Here is an 18,499-nt window from a genome sequence, read left to right as displayed (position 1 = left end):
ACGTGGGGGGGGGGGCGGGGGGGGGGGGGCGGGCGCGGGGGGGGGCGGGGGGGGGGGGGGGGGGGGGGGGGGGGGGGGGGGGGGGGGGGGGGGGGGGCGCCCCCCCCCCCCCCCCCCCCGCCGCTCAGGGGGTGTGCCGGACGGCGTTGGCGAGGATCGCGTCACGCAGGTAGGCGGCGAGGCCCGGCCTGGCCGCGTCGATGTTTCGCGTGAAACGTTCGTCGGAGACGTACATCTCGCCCAGGCAGGTGTGCATCTCGTACCCGCAGTCGTAGTGGTTGCGGGCGATCCCCCGACGGTGGTCCTCGGCGGCGTCCATGGCCGCCTCGGAGTCGGCGGGCTCACCGGCGTCCATCAGGGCGACGAAGCGCCGGGTGAGCTCGTCGGCCTCGTCCTGGATGCGCTGCCAGTCCTCCTTGGTGTACGAGGCGGCCTTCTCCTGCGACTGACGGTAGGCGTCGGTGCCGCCCCAGCGCTCCTGGACCTCCTCCTGGTACTGGTCGGGGTCGAAGTCGCCGAAGACCTCGAACTTCTCCTCGGGCGTGAGGTTGATGCCCATGCTGCGTGCCTCCATGGCCTGCTCCACGGCCGCCGCCATCTTCTGCAGCTTCTCGATCCGGGCGGTCAGCAGCTCGTGCTGGCGGCGCAGGTGCGCGCGCGGGTCCGCATCCGGGTCGTCGAGCAGGCCGGCGACCTCGTCGAGCGGAAAGCCGAGTTCCCGGTAGAACAGGATCTGCTGCAGCCGGTCGAGGTCCGCGTCGCTGTAGCGCCGGTGGCCCGCGTGGCTGCGCTCGCTCGGGGTGAGCAGGCCGATGTCGTCGTAGTGGTGCAGGGCGCGCACCGTCACTCCGGCGAAGCCGGCCACCTGTCCCACGGAGTAGCTCACTTCCGCTCCCTTCTTGTGACGCCGTCCACGCTCCCTCCTCACGCCACGTGAGGTGCAAGCCCGGATGCGCGACGCACGGCCCGGACCTAGCGTCGGTCGCATGCCACTGCACCGCGGACACCACCAGGACCACGAGGGCGCCGACCGCCGCCGGCTCGCCGCGAACCCCTTCCACGGTTCGGCGAATCCGACCAGTGGCATGACCGAGGCACCGCCCACGCACCGCCTGCCGGACGCTCCCCTGCCGCCGTCGACGGCCTACGAGCTGGTCCACGACGAGCTGATGCTGGACGGCAACGCCCGGCTGAATCTGGCCACCTTCGTCACCACCTGGATGGAACCGCAGGCCGGGGTGCTGATGGCCGAGTGCCGGGACAAGAACATGATCGACAAGGACGAGTATCCCCGCACCGCCGAGCTGGAGCGGCGCTGTGTGGCGATGCTCGCCGACCTGTGGCACGCACCCGACCCGTCGGCGGTCGTGGGCTGCTCCACGACGGGGTCGAGCGAGGCGTGCATGCTGGCCGGGATGGCGCTGAAGCGGCGCTGGGCGCAGCGGAACGCCGACCGGTACCCGGGGGCGCGGCCCAATCTGGTGATGGGTGTGAACGTCCAGGTGTGCTGGGAGAAGTTCTGCAACTTCTGGGAGGTGGAGGCCCGGCAGGTGCCGATGGAGGGCGACCGCTTCCACCTCGACCCGCAGGCTGCCGCCGAGCTGTGCGACGAGAACACCATCGGCGTCGTCGGCATCCTCGGCTCCACCTTCGACGGGTCCTACGAGCCGGTCGCCGACCTGTGCGCGGCCCTGGACGCCCTCCAGGAGCGGACCGGACTCGACATTCCCGTGCACGTCGACGGGGCCTCCGGTGCCATGGTCGCGCCCTTCCTGGACGAGGACCTGGTGTGGGACTTCCGGCTGCCGAGGGTCGCCTCGATCAACACGTCGGGTCACAAGTACGGGCTCGTGTACCCGGGCGTCGGCTGGGCGCTGTGGCGGGACGCGGACGCCCTGCCCGAGGAGCTGGTGTTCCGGGTCAACTACCTGGGCGGCGACATGCCGACCTTCGCGCTGAACTTCTCCCGCCCGGGGGCGCAGGTGGTCGCGCAGTACTACACCTTCCTGCGCCTGGGCCGCGAGGGCTACCGGGAGGTGCAGCAGGCCGCGCGGGACGTGGCCCGGGGCCTGGCCGACCGGGTGGAGGCGCTCGGCGACTTCCGGCTGCTGACGCGGGGCGACCAGCTCCCCGTGTTCGCGTTCACCACGGCGGACGGCGTGAGCGGTTACGACGTCTTCGACGTGTCCCGCCGGCTGCGCGAGGGCGGCTGGCTGGTGCCCGCGTACACCTTCCCGCCGCACCGCGAGGACCTCTCCGCGCTGCGGGTGGTGTGCCGCAACGGCTTCTCGGCCGACATGGCGGACCTGCTCGTCCAGGACCTGGAGCGGCTGCTGCCGGAGCTGCGCCGGCAGCCGCACCCCCTGACCCACGACAAGGGCGCGGCCACCGGCTTCCACCACTAGGGCGTGTCCCTACCGGCTCAGGTGCGCGAACCTGCGGACCGCCAGCGGGAAGAACACGGCGAGCAGGACCAGCGGCCAGACGACGGCCGCCCAGAAGTGCCCGGACGCGCCGCCGGGGCCGCCGAACAGGTCGCGGACGGCCGTGGCGGTCTGGGAGAGCGGGTTCCACTGGACGACCGTGCCCAGCCAGCCGGGCATGGAGTGCGGTGTGGCGAAGGCGTTGGAGAGGAAGCCGACCGGCCAGACCAGGATCTGCACGGCCTGCACGAGCTCCGGTTTCCCCGCCACCAGGGACAGGAAGATGCCGATCCACAGCATGGCGAACCGGAAGAGCAGGAGCAGGCCCACCGCGCCGAGGAACGCGCCGGGGCCGCCGTGGGCACGCCAGCCGAGCGCGTAGCCGACCGCGATCATCACCGCGAGCCCGGCAGCCGACTGCAGCATGTCGGCGGCCGAGCGGCCCACCAGCACCGCGCCGTTGGCCATCGGCAGGGAGCGGAAGCGGTCGATGACGCCCTTGTCGAGGTCTTTGGTGACGGCGATCATGGTGCCCTCCAGGCCGAAGGCCATGGTGAGCGCCAGCATTCCGGGGACCAGGTAGTCGACGTAGTCGCCGCTCACGCCCCGGCCGCCGCCGACCAGGTAGCCGAACATCAGCAGCAGCATGACGGGGAAGGCGAGACCGACGACGACCGTGACGGGCTGCCGCGCCCAGCGGGCCAGTTCGCGGCGGGTCATGGTCCAGGAGTCGGTCAGGGCGAAGGTGGTCATGCGGCCTCCTCGGCGTGGTCGGTGAGGTGCAGGAACACCTCGTCCAGGGTCGGTCGGCGCAGGGCCACGTCCTCGGCCTCGATCCCGGCCTCCCGCAGCGCCCGTACGACACCGGAGAGCGCGGCCATGCGGTCGGTGACCGGCGCGCTGAGCAGCCGGCGGTCGGGGTCGACGCGGACGCCGGTGAGCGGCAGCAGGACGGCCGCGGCGCCGAGCTGACCGGCGTCGCGCAGGACCACGTCGATGCGGTCGCCGCCGGTGGCGGCCTTCAGTTCGTCGGCCGTGCCGTCGGCGACGACCCGGCCGGCGTCGACGACGGAGATGCGGTGGGCCAGCTGGTCGGCCTCCTCCAGGTACTGGGTGGTGAGCAGGACCGTCGTGCCGCCGCCGACCAGGGAGCGGACCGAGTCCCACACCTCGGTGCGGCCGCGCGGGTCGAGTCCGGTGGTCGGTTCGTCCAGGAAGAGCACCTCCGGCTCGGTGATGAGGGACGCCGCGAGGTCCAGGCGGCGCCGCATGCCGCCGCTGTAGGCACTGACCGGCTTGCGTCCGGCGTCGGTGAGATCGAAGCGCTCCAGCAGTTCACCGGCACGCGTGCGTGCCCGCCGGGCGCCGAGGTGGTGCAGGCGGCCGAACAGCTCCAGGTTCTGCCGGCCGCCGAGTTCCTCGTCGAGCGCCGCGTGCTGGCCGAGCAGGCCGATGCGCAGTCGCACGGCGTACGCCTCGCCGACCACGTCGTGCCCGGCCACCTCGATCCGGCCCCCGTCCGGCCGCAGCAGGGTGGACAGGATCCGGACGAGGGTGGTCTTGCCCGCGCCGTTGGGACCGAGCACTCCGTGCACCGTGCCGCGCGTGACCGTCAGGTCGAGCCCGTCCAGCGCGTTCTTGCTGCCGTACCTCTTGCGTGCCCCTTCGACGGTGATCGCCGCGTCGGCCACTGACCCTCCCCAGTTAGTCAAACTTGACTACTCGACTCGCGAAGATATTCCCGCCTACGCGATCGGTCAAACTTGATTAATAAGTGCTCCGGTCAGTCGCCATCCCGGGGGTGCCGCTCCCCCGTGGCGTAGGGGTTCTCCTCGCCCTCCGCCAGGACGCCGACGAACGGCTCGCCCTCCCCGGCGAAGGTGTACGCACCCCGGTGGATGCGCTCCACGAGCGCGCGGGTCCACTCGGCGCCGGTGTCGGCGGAGTGCACCCAGAGGTTCATGATCTCGCCGATGTGACCGAGCTGGCCGGGGCCCTCCTCGGGCGTGTAGTACGTGGTGACGGACTCGCGCCACTCCCGGATGCCCCGGATCCGCTCCTCCAGGAGGGCCAGCACCTCCTCGCGGCCGAGATCGACCATGAAGCCGAGTCCGGCGGCGAGCACGTCCGGCTTCTGGTCGTGGGCGGTGAGGGACGCCCGCAGCAGGGCGAAGTACTCCTCGGTGCCCTTCCCGGTGATCTCGTACTCCGTGCGCGGCGGTCCCCCCGCGGTCGACGGGGCGATCTCGTGCGCGTGCAGCAGACCCTGCTTGGCCATCTGCTTGAGCGCGTGGTAGATCGAGCCGGGCTTGGCGTTGGACCACTCGTGCGCGCCCCAGTACTCCAGGTCGTTGCGCACCTGGTACCCGTGGGCCCGCCCGTGCTGGCGGACGGCGCCGAGCACGAGGAGACGGATCGCTGACATGGGACCAGGTTAGGCGCGGACGGGGCCGGACCCGCCGCCGGTCCGGCCCGCGCCGCTCAGAACGGGAACCCGCTGCGTCCGTGCTGCACCGAGATCCACTTCTGCGTGGTGAAGGCGTCCAGCATCGTGTCGCCGTTGAGCCGGCCGATGCCGGAGTGCTTCTCGCCGCCGAAGGGCACGATCGGCTCGTCGTGCACGGTGCCGTCGTTCACGTGGAACATGCCGGTGTCGATCCGCTTGGCGAACGCGACGCCCCGCTCGACGTCCGCCGTGTGCACGGCGCCGCTCAGGCCGTAGGGGGTGTCGTTGACCAGGCGTACCGCCTCCTCCTCGCCGTCGAAGGGGACGAGGAAGGCGACGGGGCCGAAGACCTCCTGCCGCAGCAGCGCCGAGCCGGCCGGGACGTCGGTCAGGACCGACGGCGTGACGAGGTTGTCGGTGACCGTGCCGCGCACCAGGGCGGTCGCGCCCTCGGCGAGCGCCTGCTCGACCACTCCCTCGACGGCGTCCGCCTGCGAGGAGTTGATCACCGGGCCGATGACGGTCGACGGGTCGCGCGGGTCACCGGCCTTGAGGGTCCTGACCTTGGCGACGAACTTCTCGGTGAACTCGTCGGCGACCGCCCGGTCGACCAGCACCCGGTTGGCTGCCATGCAGACCTGGCCCTGGTGGACGAAGCGGCTGAAGACGGCGGCGTCGACCGCGTAGTCGACGTCGGCGTCGTCGAGGACCACCAGCGCACTGTTGCCGCCCAGTTCGAGGACCGAGCGCTTGAAGTTGGCGGCGCACACCGTGGCCACGTGGCGGCCGACCTTGTCGGAACCGGTGAAGGAGATGACCTTCGGGACCGGGTGCTCCAGGAAGGCGTCGCCGATCTCCGCGATGTCGGTGACCACGACGTTGAGCAGGCCGCCCGGCAGGCCGGCGTCCTGGAAGAGCTTCGCGACCAGGGTGCCGCCGACGACCGGCGTGTTCTGGTGCGGCTTGAGGACGACGCCGTTGCCCAGCGCGAGGGCCGGGGCGACCGACTTCAGGGAGAGCAGGAAGGGGAAGTTGAAGGGGCTGATGACGCCCACGACACCGACCGGCACCCGGTAGACGCGGTTCTCCTTGCCGTCGACCGGGGACGGGATGATCCGGCCCTCGGGCGCCAGCGCCAGGTGGACCGCCTCGCGCAGGAACTCCTTGGCGAGGTGCAGCTCGAAGGCGGCCTTCAGCCGGGTGCCGCCCAGCTCGGCGACGATCGCCTCGCTGATCTCGGCCTCGCGCTCCTCCACCAGGCGCAGCGCCTTCTCGAACACCGCGCGGCGCGCGTACGGGTTCGTCGCCGCCCACTGCTTCTGCGCGCGCTCGGCCGCCCGGTAGGCGGCGTCGACCTCGTCGACGGTGGCTATCGTGATCGAGGCCAGCTTCTCGTCGTCGTACGGGTTGAAGTCGATGATGTCCCAGGACCCGGTGCCCGTCCGCCACTCGCCGTCGATGTACTGCCGGGCGAGGTCGGTGAAGTACGACGACATGTGATCCCTCAATCCCCTAGCTGCCGCAGCCCCCGCGAGCGAGCCGCCTGGTCGGGCGTCATCGTACTTACGTTTCAAGTGAGTTGGAGAAGTCCCCGCAGAAGGTCCCGGCTCTCGTCGGGTCCCGGACTGTCCTGCTGGAGCTCCTTCAGCGCCGTCTCGTACTGGGTGACGTCCTCGCGCTTGTCCAGGTACAGGGCACTCGTGAGCTGCTCCAGGTACACGACGTCCGAGAGGTCGGACTCGGGGAAGCTGAGGAGCGTGAACGCGCCACTTTCGCCGGAGTGCCCGCCGAAGCCGAACGGCATGACCTGAAGCCGCACATTGGGACGTTCCGACATGTCGATCAGGTGCTGGAGCTGTCCGCGCATCGCCGCCCGGTCGCCGTACGGACGGCGCAGCGCGGCCTCGTCCAGGACGATGTGGAACTCGGGGGCGTTCTCGGAGACGAGGTGTTTCTGCCGCTCCAGGCGCAGCGCCACCCGCCGCTCGACGTCCTCCTCGCTCGCGCCCTTCATGCCGCGCCGGACGACCGCGCGGGCGTACTCCTCGGTCTGCAGCAGGCCGTGCACGAACTGCACCTCGTACACGCGGATCAGCGACGCGGCCCCCTCGAGGCCCACATAGGTGGGGAACCAGCTGGGCAGTACGTCGGAGTAACTGTGCCACCAGCCCGCGACGTTGGCCTCTTTGGCCAGGGAGAGCAGGGAGGCGCGCTCCTGCTCGTCCGTGATGCCGTACAGCGTCAGCAGGTCCTCGACGTCCCTCGTCTTGAAGCTCACCCGGCCCAGCTCCATCCGGCTGATCTTCGATTCCGAGGCGCGGATCGAGTAGCCCGCCGCCTCGCGCGTGATCCCCCGCGTCTCACGCAGTCGCCTGAGTTGTGACCCGAGCAGCATGCGCCGCACCACCGATCCGGGCTCTCCCGCGCTCACGTTCGCCAGCCTCCCCAACCGTCTTCAGGGGCCGAAGTCTGCCACTAAAACACTCCGAGCAGTACTCGTCCGGTTACGGAAACGGAATCGAGCCAAAGAGAACGCGCAGGAAGGGTCCGGGAGTTGACGCCGTCCGTTCGGGATGCGAGGTGAAGGCGGCGCGAAGGTGACGGAAAAATTGCCCAACAAGCGGTACGGGCATGTCCATTTCGGTCACGTGCACGTGCATCTGCCCTTGCATCTGCGGTGGGCTTCCGAAACCATGGTCCCGCACCACCGCGCCGCATCGCTACGACCGCGAATTCCCGGGAGTGCCTCGCATGGGGACGAATGGATCGACCATGCTCGAGCCGTTACGGCAGGGCCTTCCCCCACTCGACCCCGCGGCCGTCTCCAACGCCGCCTCGTGCGCCCTGCCGCCCCGCTACGAGGCGGTGCGCGAGGCCCGCCGGTTCACCCGCGGGACACTCGACGGCTGGGAGATGGGCGACCGATTCGACGACGTCTGCCTCGTCGTGTCCGAGCTCGTCACCAACGCCCTGCGGCACGCCCTGCCGGCCGACACCCCGCGACTGGCCGACCGGAACGGTCCCGTACGGCTGCATCTGATGCGCTGGACCGAGCGCCTGGTGTGCGCCGTGCGCGATCCCAGCCACGACAGCCCGGTCGCCCGGGACACCGACGACTTCTCGGCGGAGTCGGGCCGCGGCCTGTTCCTCGTCGACTCCTTCAGCGACAGCTGGGGCTGGCACCCGCTCGCCGGCACGCTCGGGGGCAAGGTCGTCTGGGCGCTGTTCCGGCTCCAGCGGCCCGTCGACTGACCGTTCGACGTGTTGTCGTCGGGGGCGGCGTCGGCAGCTCGCGATCAGCTCGCGATCAGGTGGTCGAACTCGCCGTCCTTGACGCCCAGCAGCATGGCCTCGATCTCGGCACGCGTGTAGACGAGCGCGGGGCCGTCCGGGAAACGGGAATTGCGCACGGCGACACCGCCGTCGGGCAGCCGCGCGAACTCCACGCAGGAGCCCTGCGAGTTGCTGTGCCGGCTCTTCTGCCAGGCCACGTCGTGCAGCTGCGTGGCGGCCATGCCGTTGTACACGCCGGACGCGTCGTCAACGTCGTACACGTCGTGGTCCACAGGTCGCTCCCCGGTGGTGCACTGGCTGGTGTGGCCATTGATGCAGCGGTCAACTGGTCCGGATCATAACCTTGATCACGTGCCGATGCATGAGCAAATGCACGTGCACGCGCGGTGTTCCTCCGGTTACAGCGCTGACGGCCGCATCACCGAAAGCCCTTGCCCTCTTTGACGCCCGCTCCGAAGAAGTCGTTCCCGCGTCTGCCCCCGGAATTGGAGAACATGCAACAACACACGGGGGTCGGTCGGCGGAGCGGGCCCCGGTGCCGGCGGTGTGCCGTCGGCGCGTCGGCGAGGACGCCGCAGGTCAGCGGAGTACGTACGGCAGCAACGCCATCTCCCGGCGCCGCGCACCGGACCGAACCGCGGCAGTCCTCCGCAGGCCGTCGTCCACCGGGGCCGAACGGCTCGCCGCGCAGTGCGAGTCGCGCCACCGGGCCCGGAACGCGACCCCCCACGCGCGTGCGCTACCTCGACCCGGCCGACGGGCACCCGCACGGCCGCTTCCGCGGCTTCGTCCTGTCCCGGGTCAACCTGCGTGAGCAGGTGGACGCCGGGCATCTGGCGTGAGTTCGCACGGCGTCCTGGTAGCTTGCGGCTGACGCGGGGCCCACCCGGCCGTCCGGCTACAGCTTGGAGCGTGCGGTGACACTGGTGACTGCGGAGACCACGGCGAGTACGGCGAGTACGGCGAACGCGACGACGGCGGAGGGGGCGTGCGCGGCTGTCCGAGCGGACGGCTCCGGCGGCGCCCGCGGGGGTGCGCGGCGCTCCGTCCGAGCTGCTGCCGCGGCCGTCGCTCTGGTGGGCGCACTGGCGCTGACCGCGTGCACCGACGGCGGTGACTCCGACGGCGACCCGGGCAAGGACGGCGCGTCGTCGGCCGCGCCCAGCGCCTCGGCGAGCGCCGACACGGGCGGTACCGCCGGCGGGTCGCCGTCCGCCGCCGGTGAGCTGGAGGGCAGCTGGCTGGCCACCGCCGACGGCCACGCCGTCGCCCTGATGGTCACCGGCGACAAGGCCGCCCTCTTCGCCACGGGCGGCTCGGTGTGCAGCGGCACCGCGGGCGAGGAGTCCGGCACCCGCACCATCCGCCTGAAGTGCACCGACGGCAGCGACGACCGGGCGAACGGAACGGTCGTGTCCGTCGACGGGACGTCGCTGAAGGTCAAGTGGCAGGGCGCCGCGGGCGAGGAGACGTACACCAAGTCCGAGGGCGGGTCCCTGCCGCCCGGCCTGCCGACGGCCGGCCTGGGCTCCTGAACCGCACGCACGAAGGAACCACACCATGCGCACCACCGAGCCGGCCCTCGTCGCCGCCGCCGTCACCGCGGCACTCCTCCTCACCGCCTGCGACAGCGGTGCCGGGGGCGGCAGCAGCGAGAGCACCGACGACCGCGGCCCCGTCGCCTGCCGGATCGCGGAGATGGGCGTGGACATCGCGCCGAGCCCCGCTCCGGCCGCCGGGGACACGGGCACCGTCGCCGTGAACCTCACCAACCGCGGCCCGGCGTGCACGCTCGACGGCTTCCCCGCCGTCACCCTCACCGCGGACGGCACACCGGCCGAGGTCCCCGCGGACGAGGCCGCCACCGCACAGCGCCTGAACCTCACCGCGGACGGCACGGCCACCTTCACCCTGACCTACGTGCGGGGCGGCACCGGCGGCCTCGCCGTGTCGTCCGCCGAGTTCGCTTTGCCCGGTGACGCCACCACCCACCGCTTCCCGTGGTCGTACGGCGAGGTGGCGACGGAGGGCGAGGCGCCGGACGCCACGGTGAGCGCCTTCCAGCGCGCCGGGGACTGACCGGCGGCTACTGTCCGGGCAACGGGCGCCGGTGGCCGACCTGGGCCCGGTCGGCCGCGCGGGTGCCCTCCGTCCAGCCGGCCGCGTCGTCGGCGCCCCGCAGCCGGGTCGTGGTGGTCTCCGGGAACATCCGTTCCAGGCGGTCGGTGACCGCGACCTCGCGGGAGGCGAGGACCGGGAGCAGATCGGCGTCGGCCGCCCCGGTCTCGGCGGCCGTCCGCTCGGCGACGGCCCTCAGACGGGTGCCCGCACGGTGGGCGTAGGCGGCGAGGAACGACTGACGGAAGGTCTTGGTCCGCTTGCGCCCGCCGGCGCGCTGGGCGGCCTCCGCCTTCGTCATCGCCGTCTCGGCCTGCACCAGCAGGGAGGTGTAGAGGAGCTCGACCGCCTCCAGGTCGGTCTCGAAGCCGACCACGGTGGAGAAACCGAGGGCCTCGTTCCACACGGCCCGGCAGTGATTGGCGTCGGCCACCGCGTCCAGCAGCACCGCCTTGGCCTGCTCGTAGGGCGGCTCCACCCCGATCCGGCAGGCGCCCGGCGCATCGGGCGAGGGCGCGTGCGCCGACAGCAGCGCCTCGTCGACGCTGTGCCGGGCCATCAGCTCCTGGGCCTTGGCGCTGAGTGCCTCCGCCTCCTGCGGATAGCCGGTCGCCTCCGCCTTGGCGAGCAGCGCGCGGATGCGGGCGAGGGCGCGGGACTCCGGCCGGGGTCCGTGACGCGGCGCCCCCGCGTCCAGCGGCTCCAGCACGGGCAGGCGCAGCAGCAGGCGGTAGAGCTCCAGTACGGCGGTGGCGTGCGAGAAGCGGTCGGTGCGGGGCGCCGCCCTGTCCGGCAGATCCTCGAGCTGGGCGGCCCAGCGAGGGCCGCGCGGACGGTCCTGCGCCGCCTGGGCCCGGACCAGCCGGGCCACCAGCAGGACGTGCACGTCGTCCAGCTCGCGCCGCACGATCCGTACGACGTCGGCGGGCTGCCAGCCGCGCCGCCAGGCCGTGGCCACGAACTCCGCGCCCCGCCGGTCCAGTTCGGCGTCGGCCGCCGGGTCGGCCGCGAGCAGCGAGGCCGCGGTGTCGAGGGCGGTGTCGTCGGTGTCGTACAGGGCGGCCCGGAAGGCACGGTCGACGGTGCTGGACGTACTCACCCGGAGATGGTGCCACGCCCCCGGATCCGGGGCCGCGTCGTCTCTCACTGCGCGTAATTCGGTCGTCGGCCGGGGCCCGCGGCGTCGAGCATGAGGCGCATGGTGGATACGACTCTCTACGCGGCGTTCCTCGTCGCCGCCTTCGCGCTGTGCGTCACTCCGGGGCCCGACACGATGTTCATCGTGGCGATGGGCGGGCGGGGCGGTCCCGCCGCGGGCGTCGTGGCCGCGTCCGGGGTGGCGTGCGCGATGCTGGTGCACGCGGTCGCCGCGGCGCTCGGCCTGTCGGCGCTGTTCACAGCGCTGCCGACGCTGTACCACGTGCTGCGCTGGGCGGGCGCGGCCTACCTGCTCTGGCTGGCGGTGAAGGCCTTCCGGGACCGGTCGGTGCCGGGTGACGATCCGGCCGCGCCCCGCGGGCCGGGGATGCGGCGGGCCTTCTGGCAGGGCGCGATCACCAATCTGCTCAATCCCAAGGTGATCCTCTTCAACGTGGCGTTCCTGCCGCAGTTCGTCGACCCCGCCCTGGGGCACGTCTCCGGTCAGCTGCTGCTGCTCGGCGGCACGCTCGTGGTGATGGGCTTCCTGTGGGACGGCTTCGTGGGGCTGCTGTCCGGCCGGCTGGCGACCCTGCTCGGGCGCAGCGCCCGGGTGAACCGCTGGCTGAACATCGCCTCCGGGACGGTGTTCACCGGGCTGGCGGTGCGGCTGGTGGTGGCCTCGCCGAAGTAGTCGCGTCAGGACACTGCTCCTGCCTCCTGGACACTGTCAACCATCGGTTGACGACACCGGGGGTGCAACCTACGGTTGACACATGACGACGAACCCGAGCAGCATCACGTCATCCGTACGTCTCGACGACCTCATCAACGCCATCAAGACGGCGCACGCGGAGCCGCTCGAACAGCTCCAGGACGCCGTCATCGCCGGCGAGCACCTCGGCGAGGTGGCCGACCACCTCATCGGCCACTTCGTGGACCAGGCCCGGCGTTCGGGCGCGTCCTGGACGGACATCGGCAGGCGCATGGGCGTCACCCGCCAGGCGGCGCAGAAGCGCTTCGTGCCCAAGGAGTCGGCCGACCTCGACGCGAGCCAGGGCTTCAGCCGCTACACGCCCCGCGCGCGCAGCGCGGTGATGGCCGCGCACCACGAGGCCGTGGCCGCGGGCGCCACCGAGGGCCTGCCCGAACACCTGGTCCTCGGCGTGCTCACCGAGCGCGAAGGACTCGCCGCCAAGGCGATCGCCCAGCAGGGCGTCCCCCTCGACGCGGTCCGCGAGGCGGCCACGGCGGCGCTCCCGCCGGCCGCCGAGAAGGTCCCGGAGCTGGTGCCCTACGGGCCGGCCGCCAAGAAGGTCCTGGAGCTCACCTTCCGCGAGGCCCTGCGCCTCGGCCACAACTACATCGGCACCGAGCACATCCTGCTCGCCCTGCTGGAGCACGAGCACGGAGAGGGCGTGCTGAGCGGCCTCGGCATCGGCAAGGAGGCGGCCGAGCGGTACGTCACCGAGACGGTGGCCCAGTTCCTGAAGACGGCCGAGGAGTCGGGGCAGGGGGCCGCCGGGGCGGAGGAGAGCTGAGGGGGAACGCCCGAAGCAGGGCCGCCACCCGATCCGCACCCTGGTCCGCGCCTTGGTCCGCGCCGGGGTCCGCAACCCGATCCGCGCCACCGGGCCGTTGTCAGACCCGCCTGTCACACTCGCGGCATGGCCGAACGGTGGGCGCTCGCCGCGGCCGAGGACGGTGGCGTGGACGTCGCCCCCCTCGGCCGCGACGGGCTGCCCGCCGGACCGGTGCGGCGGGAGCCCGACCTCGCCGCATCCGTACGCGCCCGGCCGGACGTCGCCCGGTGGGTGTGGCGCTCGACCGCGGAGGTCTCTCCACGCCTGCTGGGCGCGGGGGTGCGAGTGGAGCGTTGCTACGACGTGGAGGCCGCCGAGACCCTCCTGCTCGGCCACGAGGGGAGGTACGGGCAGCCGCACTCGGCCGCCGCCGCCCTCGCCCGGCTGCGCGGCGGCCCCGTGCCGCCCGACCCGCCCCAGCGCTCCGCCGAACCGGGCGCCCAGTCCCCGCTCTTCGAACCGCGCGGCGTGCACGTCCCCCTGGACGACCTCCTCGCCGTCTACGCCGAGCAGCAGCGCCGCCACGACCGGTCCGCGCACCCCGACCGGCTGCGGCTGCTGACGGCGGCCGAGTCGGCGGGGATGCTGGTCGCCGCGGAGATGAACCGCGCCGGACTGCCCTGGCGGGCCGACGTGCACCGCGAGGTACTCCACGACCTGCTCGGCGAGCGGTATGCGGGCGGGGGCGAGCCGCGCCGCCTGGCCGAGCTGGCGGACGAGGTGTCCGCCGCCTTCGGGCACCGGGTGCGGCCCGATCTGCCCGCCGACGTCGTCAAGGCGTTCGCCCGGGCCGGGATCAAGGTCGGCTCCACCCGGCGCTGGGAGCTGGAATCGGTCGACCACCCGGCCGTGAAGCCCCTGCTCGCCTACAAGAAGCTGTACCGGATCTGGGTCGCCCACGGCTGGTCCTGGCTGCAGGACTGGGTGCGCGACGGACGCTTCCGCCCCGAGTTCCTCGCCGGCGGCACCGTCACCGGGCGGTGGGTGACCAACGGCGGGGGCGCGCTGCAGATCCCCAAGGTGATCCGGCGGGCCGCCGTGGCCGACCCGGGCTGGTGCCTCGTCGTCGCCGACGCCGACCAGATGGAGCCGCGCGTCCTCGCCGCCATCTCCCGCGACCCCGGGCTGATGGAGGTGGCCGGCCGGGAGACCGACCTCTACCAGGCGGTGTCCGACCGGGCCTTCTCCGGGGACCGCGACAAGGCGAAGATCGCCGTGCTCGGCGCGGTGTACGGCCAGACCTCCGGCGACGGCCTGAAGAACCTCGCCGCACTCAGACGCCGCTTCCCCCGGGCGGTGGCGTACGTCGACGACGCGGCCCGCGCGGGTGAGGAGGGCCGGCTCGTGCGGACCTGGCTGGGCCGCACCTGCCCGCCGGCGGCCGGGACGAGCGGCGACGATCCCGCCGAGGAGGCGGGCATCCCCCAGGACGCACCCGGCTCCGAGGGGTGGGTGCCGGGCTACGCCTCCACCGACGCCCGCGCGCGGGGCCGCTTCGCCCGCAACTTCGTCGTCCAGGGCAGCGCCGCCGACTGGGCCCTGCTGATGCTCGCCGCGCTGCGGCAGGCCTGCGCGGACATGTCGGCCGAGCTGGTCTTCTTCCAGCACGACGAGGTGATCGTGCACTGTCCGCGCCAGGAGGCCGACACCGTCGTCGCGGCGATCCGCGAGGCGGCCGACCTGGCGGGCCGGCTCACCTTCGGCCGGACGCCGGTACGGTTCCCGTTCACGACGGCGGTGGTGGAGTGCTACGCGGACGCCAAGTGAGCGGGGCTCAGGTCTTCCACAACTGCCAGAGCCACCAGCCCCGCACGGCACCGTGTCGGGCGTAAGCCCCGACGGTGAACCCCAGGATCTGGCCGTAAGCCGCTGTCTCCCACGGGTCGAACGTCACGCTCGGCCCGAGGCCCACCTTGGCCACCGAAAGGATGCCGACCTCCGCGTGCTCGGCCTCGTGCCGGGCGAGTCCGACATGGACGAACACTTCCCAGCCTTCGGGCGGAGGGGGAGTCTGGAGGCCCTTGATCATGACGTCCACCGTGGTGGTGGGATACGCCGTGTACGAGCCGTCATCGGGGTGGAATGCGGTGATGGGCCGGGACTCTTCCATGATGAGCGTGGACATGCGCACCTCCGAGGAGAATTCGTCGGTCGCTCGGATCGTCCAATCTCGGGCGTACGTGTAAAGCCTCGGGCGGCTGAACCGTTCGGGCTACTCGGCCTCCGCCGAACGGGTGAATCCGCTGCACGCTCCGCCGAAACGCGGAAGCCCAGCTCGGACAGTGTCCGAGCTGGGCTTCGAGTGGAGCCGCCTTCGGGATTCGAACCCGAGACCTACGCATTACGAGTGCGTTGCTCTGGCCATCTGAGCTAAGGCGGCGCGCCGTGCGCACCATGGTGCGATCAGCAACGTCGGTAAGTCTACACAGTTTCCGGGGGTGCTTCGTACCCGCCCCGGAGGTGGGGTTCCGGGGCGGGCGAGGCGGTTACGAGCAGCGCGTGCCGTCCGCCGGTGGGGTGCCGCGCAGGAGGTAGGTGTTGATCGCCGAGTCGATGCAGGTGCTGCCGCGGCCGTAGGCGGTGTGGCCGTCGCCCTCGTAGGTGAGGAGGCGGCCCGTGGAGAGCTGGCCGGCCAGGGCCTGGGCCCAGCGGTAGGGGGTGGCCGGGTCGCGGGTGGTTCCCACCACGACGATCGGCGGCGCCCCCGCCGCCTCGATGCGGTGCGGCTCGCCCGTCGGGTGCACCGGCCAGTAGGCGCAGTTCAGCGAGGACCAGGCCAGGCCCTCGCCGAAGACGGGCGACGCCTTCTCGAAGTCGGGCAGGGCGGTGCGCACCTGGTCCGGGGAGGAGAAGGCCGCCGGGAGGTCCAGGCAGTTCACCGCCGCGTTCGCGGACATCAGGTTGCTGTAGCCGCCGCCGGCCCCGCGCTCGTAGTAGCTGTCCGACAGGACCAGCAGGCCGGCGCCGTCGCGCTGCTTCATCGCCGCGTCGAGCGACTCCCGCAGCTGCTGCCAGGCGCCCTCGTCGTACATCGCCGCGATCACACCGGTGGTGGCCAGGGACTCGGTGAGCGTGCGCCGGTCGGGGTCGCCGGTGGGGATCGGCTCGGCGTCCAGGTCGTCGAAGAAGGCCTTCAGGTTCGTGCCGACCTGACCGGGCGAGGTGCCCTTGCCGCCGAGCGGGCAGTCCGACTGCCGGACGCAGTCCTTCGCGAACGACTGGAACGCCGTCTCGAAGCCCGCCGTCTGTTCCCGGTTCAGGCTGCGCGCGGACAGTGACGGGTCCATCGCGCCGTCCAGCACCAGGCGTCCCGTCCGGCTCGGGAACAGTCCGGCGTACGTCGCCCCCAGGAACGTGCCGTAGGAGGCTCCGACGTACGTCAGCTTCCGGTCACCGAGGACCCCCCGCAGGATGTCCATGTCGCGGGCCGACTCGACGGTCGAGACGTGGCGCAGCAGCTTCGGCGCGCTCGCGCCGCAGCCCTCGGCGAAGCCCTTGTAGGCGTCGACCAGCCGGTCCGTCTCCGCCGCGTCGTCCGGGGTGACGTCCGTCCGCGTGTACGCGTCCATATCCCGGCCGTCGAGGCACTTCACGGGCTCGCTGGCGGCCACGCCCCGCGGGTCGACGGCCACCATGTCGTACCGGGCGCGGACCTCCGCCGGGTAGCCGATGCCCGCGTACTGCTGGAGGTAGCCGATCGCGGAGCCGCCCGGCCCGCCCGGATTCACCAGCAGCGATCCGAGCCGTTCGCCGGGGCCGGTGGCCTTCTTGCGGGCCACGGCGAGGCGTACGTCGCCTTCTGCCGGCTTCGCGTAGTCGAGCGGCGCCTTCATCGTGGCGCACTGGAAGCCGGGGACGCCGCAGTCGCGCCAGCTCAGCTTCTGCCCGTAGTACGGGGCGAGGGCCGGCGGCGTGGACTCGGGCAGCGCGGCCAGCGTGCTGAGCGCTGCTTCGGTCCCTCCGGCCGCCTCCTCCGCGGCCGGAGAACCGGCCGACGTCGACGCGCCTCCGGCCGTACAGGCGGTGGCGAGCAGCGCGGCGGCGAGCAGGGTGGTTCCGGTACGGCTTCTGCGGTGGGTACGCCTGGTGTCCATCCAGCGAGCGTAACTCTCCGCGACGACCCGATTGCTATACGTGGTTGGCGTGCCTCGTTCGTGTTACCTCGACCTCGACAGCCGCAAGGCAGCCGCAAGGCAGCCGCAAGGGCCCGCTCCCCGCCTCAGCCGCATCTGAGCGCCATCGTCATCGCCTCCACCGCCAGCAGCGGGGGAACGTTGCGGTCGAGGGCCTCTCCGCAGGCGGCGATCGCCTCGATGCGGCGCAGGGTGGACTCGGGTGTGCCGGCGCGGGCGAGACGCTCCAGGGTGTCCGCCGCGTCGGCGTTCGCGATCGCCACGCGGGAGCCGAGCTGGTACGCGAGGACATCGCGGTAGAAGCCGGTCAGCTCGCTCAGGGCCAGGTCCAGGCTGTTGCGCTGCGTACGCGCCTTGCGGCGCTTCTGGTCCGCCTCCAGGTCCTTGATGACGCCCGCCGTGCCGCGCGGCAGCCGGCCGCCCTGGGCCGCGCCGAGAGCCGCCTTGAGTTCCTCGGTCTCCTTGGCGTCCATCTCCTCGGCGAGCTGCTTGGCGTCCTCCGCCGCGGCGTCGACGAGCTCCTGGGCCGCCTTGAGGGCGCCGCCGACGTCCTCGACCCTCAGCGGCAGCTTCAGCACGGCCGCCCGGCGGGCCCGAGCCGCCGGGTCCGTGGCCAGCCGGCGGGCCCGGTCGATGTGCCCCTGGGTGGCCCGGGCCGCCGCCTCGGCGGCTCCCGGCTCGATGCCCTCGCGCCGGACGAGCATGTCGGCGACCGCCGCGACCGACGGCGTACGCAGGTTCAGGTGGCGGCAGCGGGAGCGGATCGTGGGCAGGACGTCCTCGACGGACGGGGCGCACAGCATCCACACGGTGCGGGGGGCGGGCTCTTCGACTGCCTTGAGGACGGCGTTGGCCGACTTCTCGTTCAGCCGCTCGGCCTCCTCCACGAGGATGATCTGCCAGCGGCCGTTCGCGGGTGAGGTGAACGACTTGCGGACGGTGTCCCGCATGTCCTGGGCGCGGATCTCCGCACCCACCGCGACCACCGTGCTGACGTCGGCGTGGGTGCCGACGAGTGCCGTGTGGCATCCGTCGCAGAAGCCGCAGCCGGGGGCCCCGCCGAGGGCGCGGTCGGGGCTCACGCACTGCAGCGCGGCGGCGAAGGCCCGCGCCGTCCGCGTCACCCCCGCCCCGGGCGGGCCGGTGAACAGCCAGGCGTGGGTCATGCTCGACGCCCCGGGGAGAGGGCCGTCGGCCGCGGCGGCGGTGACGAAGGCGTCGGCGTCCCGGGCGGCGGCGGCGAGCTGCTCGCTCACCTTCTCCTGCCCGACGAGGTCGTCCCACACGGTCATGGGTCACGCCGTCCTTCCGTCACACTCCGCCGCACACTCTGCGCCACGTCCTCCATTGTGGGGGCCGCCTCCG

Annotated in this window: 18 protein-coding genes, 1 tRNA gene and 1 pseudogene; 8 read left to right on the top strand and 12 right to left on the bottom strand. The window is 72.5% G+C overall.

Features of this window, described 5'->3' with window-relative positions:
• Positions 1–124 precede the first annotated feature (124 nt).
• On the bottom strand, positions 125–886 hold the full coding sequence (locus ACGF3H_RS13310) for a MerR family transcriptional regulator (RefSeq protein WP_362490243.1): 762 nt from the start codon (positions 884–886) through the stop codon (positions 125–127).
• Between the two features lie 100 nt (positions 887–986).
• On the opposite strand from ACGF3H_RS13310, the gene ACGF3H_RS13305 reads away from it, so the two are divergent.
• On the top strand, positions 987–2,405 hold the full coding sequence (locus ACGF3H_RS13305) for a glutamate decarboxylase (RefSeq protein ID WP_362490240.1): 1,419 nt from the start codon (positions 987–989) through the stop codon (positions 2,403–2,405).
• A gap of 9 nt (positions 2,406–2,414) precedes the next feature.
• On the opposite strand, the gene ACGF3H_RS13300 is transcribed toward ACGF3H_RS13305, so the two are convergent.
• The 5 genes from ACGF3H_RS13300 to ACGF3H_RS13280 all read right to left on the bottom strand — a co-directional run bounded on the left by ACGF3H_RS13300 (position 2,415) and on the right by ACGF3H_RS13280 (position 7,264).
• Complete coding sequence (locus tag ACGF3H_RS13300; RefSeq protein WP_362490238.1) at positions 2,415–3,176, bottom strand: ABC transporter permease; 762 nt, start codon at positions 3,174–3,176, stop codon at positions 2,415–2,417.
• Positions 3,173–4,114 (bottom strand): ATP-binding cassette domain-containing protein, encoded by a 942-nt coding sequence (locus tag ACGF3H_RS13295; protein ID WP_362490235.1) that lies wholly within the window; start codon positions 4,112–4,114, stop codon positions 3,173–3,175. The genes ACGF3H_RS13300 and ACGF3H_RS13295 overlap by 4 nt, the downstream gene beginning before the upstream one ends.
• Before the next feature lie 92 nt (positions 4,115–4,206).
• Positions 4,207–4,848: a PadR family transcriptional regulator gene (locus ACGF3H_RS13290; RefSeq protein WP_362490233.1), complete on the bottom strand. Its 642-nt coding sequence runs from the start codon at positions 4,846–4,848 to the stop codon at positions 4,207–4,209.
• 56 nt (positions 4,849–4,904) lie between these two features.
• Positions 4,905–6,365, bottom strand: coding sequence for an aldehyde dehydrogenase family protein (locus ACGF3H_RS13285; RefSeq protein WP_362490230.1), 1,461 nt, complete (start codon positions 6,363–6,365; stop codon positions 4,905–4,907).
• A 74-nt stretch (positions 6,366–6,439) separates the two neighbouring features.
• Positions 6,440–7,264 carry a helix-turn-helix transcriptional regulator gene (locus ACGF3H_RS13280; RefSeq protein WP_362490500.1) on the bottom strand — a complete coding sequence of 275 codons (825 nt, stop codon included), beginning with the start codon at positions 7,262–7,264 and terminating at the stop codon, positions 6,440–6,442.
• 377 nt (positions 7,265–7,641) lie between these two features.
• On the opposite strand from ACGF3H_RS13280, the gene ACGF3H_RS13275 reads away from it, so the two are divergent.
• A complete protein-coding gene (locus ACGF3H_RS13275) occupies positions 7,642–8,121 on the top strand; it encodes an ATP-binding protein (protein ID WP_362490229.1) in 480 nt (159 codons plus the stop codon).
• Between the two features lie 44 nt (positions 8,122–8,165).
• Here the strand turns inward: ACGF3H_RS13275 and ACGF3H_RS13270 are convergent, their stop codons facing one another.
• The gene (locus ACGF3H_RS13270; protein ID WP_077799099.1) at positions 8,166–8,435 is read right to left on the bottom strand and encodes a DUF397 domain-containing protein; all 270 of its coding nucleotides are present in this window, start codon (positions 8,433–8,435) and stop codon (positions 8,166–8,168) included.
• Between the two features lie 371 nt (positions 8,436–8,806).
• Between ACGF3H_RS13270 and ACGF3H_RS13265 the strand changes: the two are divergent.
• The 3 genes and pseudogenes from ACGF3H_RS13265 to ACGF3H_RS13255 form a co-directional block, all read left to right on the top strand.
• Positions 8,807–9,005: pseudogene (locus ACGF3H_RS13265) on the top strand (30S ribosomal protein S14); the annotation flags it as partial.
• Positions 9,006–9,080: 75 nt separating this feature from the next.
• The gene (locus ACGF3H_RS13260; RefSeq protein WP_362490227.1) at positions 9,081–9,698 is read left to right on the top strand and encodes a hypothetical protein; all 618 of its coding nucleotides are present in this window, start codon (positions 9,081–9,083) and stop codon (positions 9,696–9,698) included.
• 25 nt (positions 9,699–9,723) lie between these two features.
• Positions 9,724–10,242: a DUF4232 domain-containing protein gene (locus ACGF3H_RS13255; RefSeq protein ID WP_362490224.1), complete on the top strand. Its 519-nt coding sequence runs from the start codon at positions 9,724–9,726 to the stop codon at positions 10,240–10,242.
• A gap of 7 nt (positions 10,243–10,249) precedes the next feature.
• On the opposite strand, the gene ACGF3H_RS13250 is transcribed toward ACGF3H_RS13255, so the two are convergent.
• Positions 10,250–11,380 carry a DUF2786 domain-containing protein gene (locus tag ACGF3H_RS13250; protein ID WP_362490222.1) on the bottom strand — a complete coding sequence of 377 codons (1,131 nt, stop codon included), beginning with the start codon at positions 11,378–11,380 and terminating at the stop codon, positions 10,250–10,252.
• Positions 11,381–11,479: 99 nt separating this feature from the next.
• On the opposite strand from ACGF3H_RS13250, the gene ACGF3H_RS13245 reads away from it, so the two are divergent.
• From ACGF3H_RS13245 to ACGF3H_RS13235, 3 genes are all read left to right on the top strand, one after another.
• Complete coding sequence (locus ACGF3H_RS13245) at positions 11,480–12,112, top strand: LysE family translocator (RefSeq protein ID WP_362490219.1); 633 nt, start codon at positions 11,480–11,482, stop codon at positions 12,110–12,112.
• 82 nt (positions 12,113–12,194) lie between these two features.
• Positions 12,195–12,959: a Clp protease N-terminal domain-containing protein gene (locus ACGF3H_RS13240; protein ID WP_362490217.1), complete on the top strand. Its 765-nt coding sequence runs from the start codon at positions 12,195–12,197 to the stop codon at positions 12,957–12,959.
• A gap of 126 nt (positions 12,960–13,085) precedes the next feature.
• Positions 13,086–14,768 carry a bifunctional 3'-5' exonuclease/DNA polymerase gene (locus ACGF3H_RS13235; protein ID WP_362490214.1) on the top strand — a complete coding sequence of 561 codons (1,683 nt, stop codon included), beginning with the start codon at positions 13,086–13,088 and terminating at the stop codon, positions 14,766–14,768.
• Between the two features lie 7 nt (positions 14,769–14,775).
• Here the strand turns inward: ACGF3H_RS13235 and ACGF3H_RS13230 are convergent, their stop codons facing one another.
• The 4 genes from ACGF3H_RS13230 to ACGF3H_RS13215 all read right to left on the bottom strand — a co-directional run bounded on the left by ACGF3H_RS13230 (position 14,776) and on the right by ACGF3H_RS13215 (position 18,426).
• On the bottom strand, positions 14,776–15,126 hold the full coding sequence (locus tag ACGF3H_RS13230) for a hypothetical protein (RefSeq protein ID WP_362490211.1): 351 nt from the start codon (positions 15,124–15,126) through the stop codon (positions 14,776–14,778).
• 178 nt (positions 15,127–15,304) lie between these two features.
• Positions 15,305–15,381 (bottom strand) — tRNA-Thr (locus ACGF3H_RS13225).
• Positions 15,382–15,487: 106 nt separating this feature from the next.
• Positions 15,488–17,095, bottom strand: a complete 1,608-nt coding sequence (locus ACGF3H_RS13220; protein ID WP_362490209.1) for an alpha/beta hydrolase — start codon at positions 17,093–17,095, stop codon at positions 15,488–15,490.
• A gap of 125 nt (positions 17,096–17,220) precedes the next feature.
• The gene (locus tag ACGF3H_RS13215; protein ID WP_362490206.1) at positions 17,221–18,426 is read right to left on the bottom strand and encodes a DNA polymerase III subunit delta'; all 1,206 of its coding nucleotides are present in this window, start codon (positions 18,424–18,426) and stop codon (positions 17,221–17,223) included.
• Positions 18,427–18,499: the final 73 nt, after the last annotated feature.

This window comes from Streptomyces sp. NPDC048185, assembly GCF_043202495.1.
In the GTDB taxonomy this organism is placed as follows: domain Bacteria; phylum Actinomycetota; class Actinomycetes; order Streptomycetales; family Streptomycetaceae; genus Streptomyces.
This window is presented reverse-complemented; position numbering and strand designations above follow the sequence as displayed.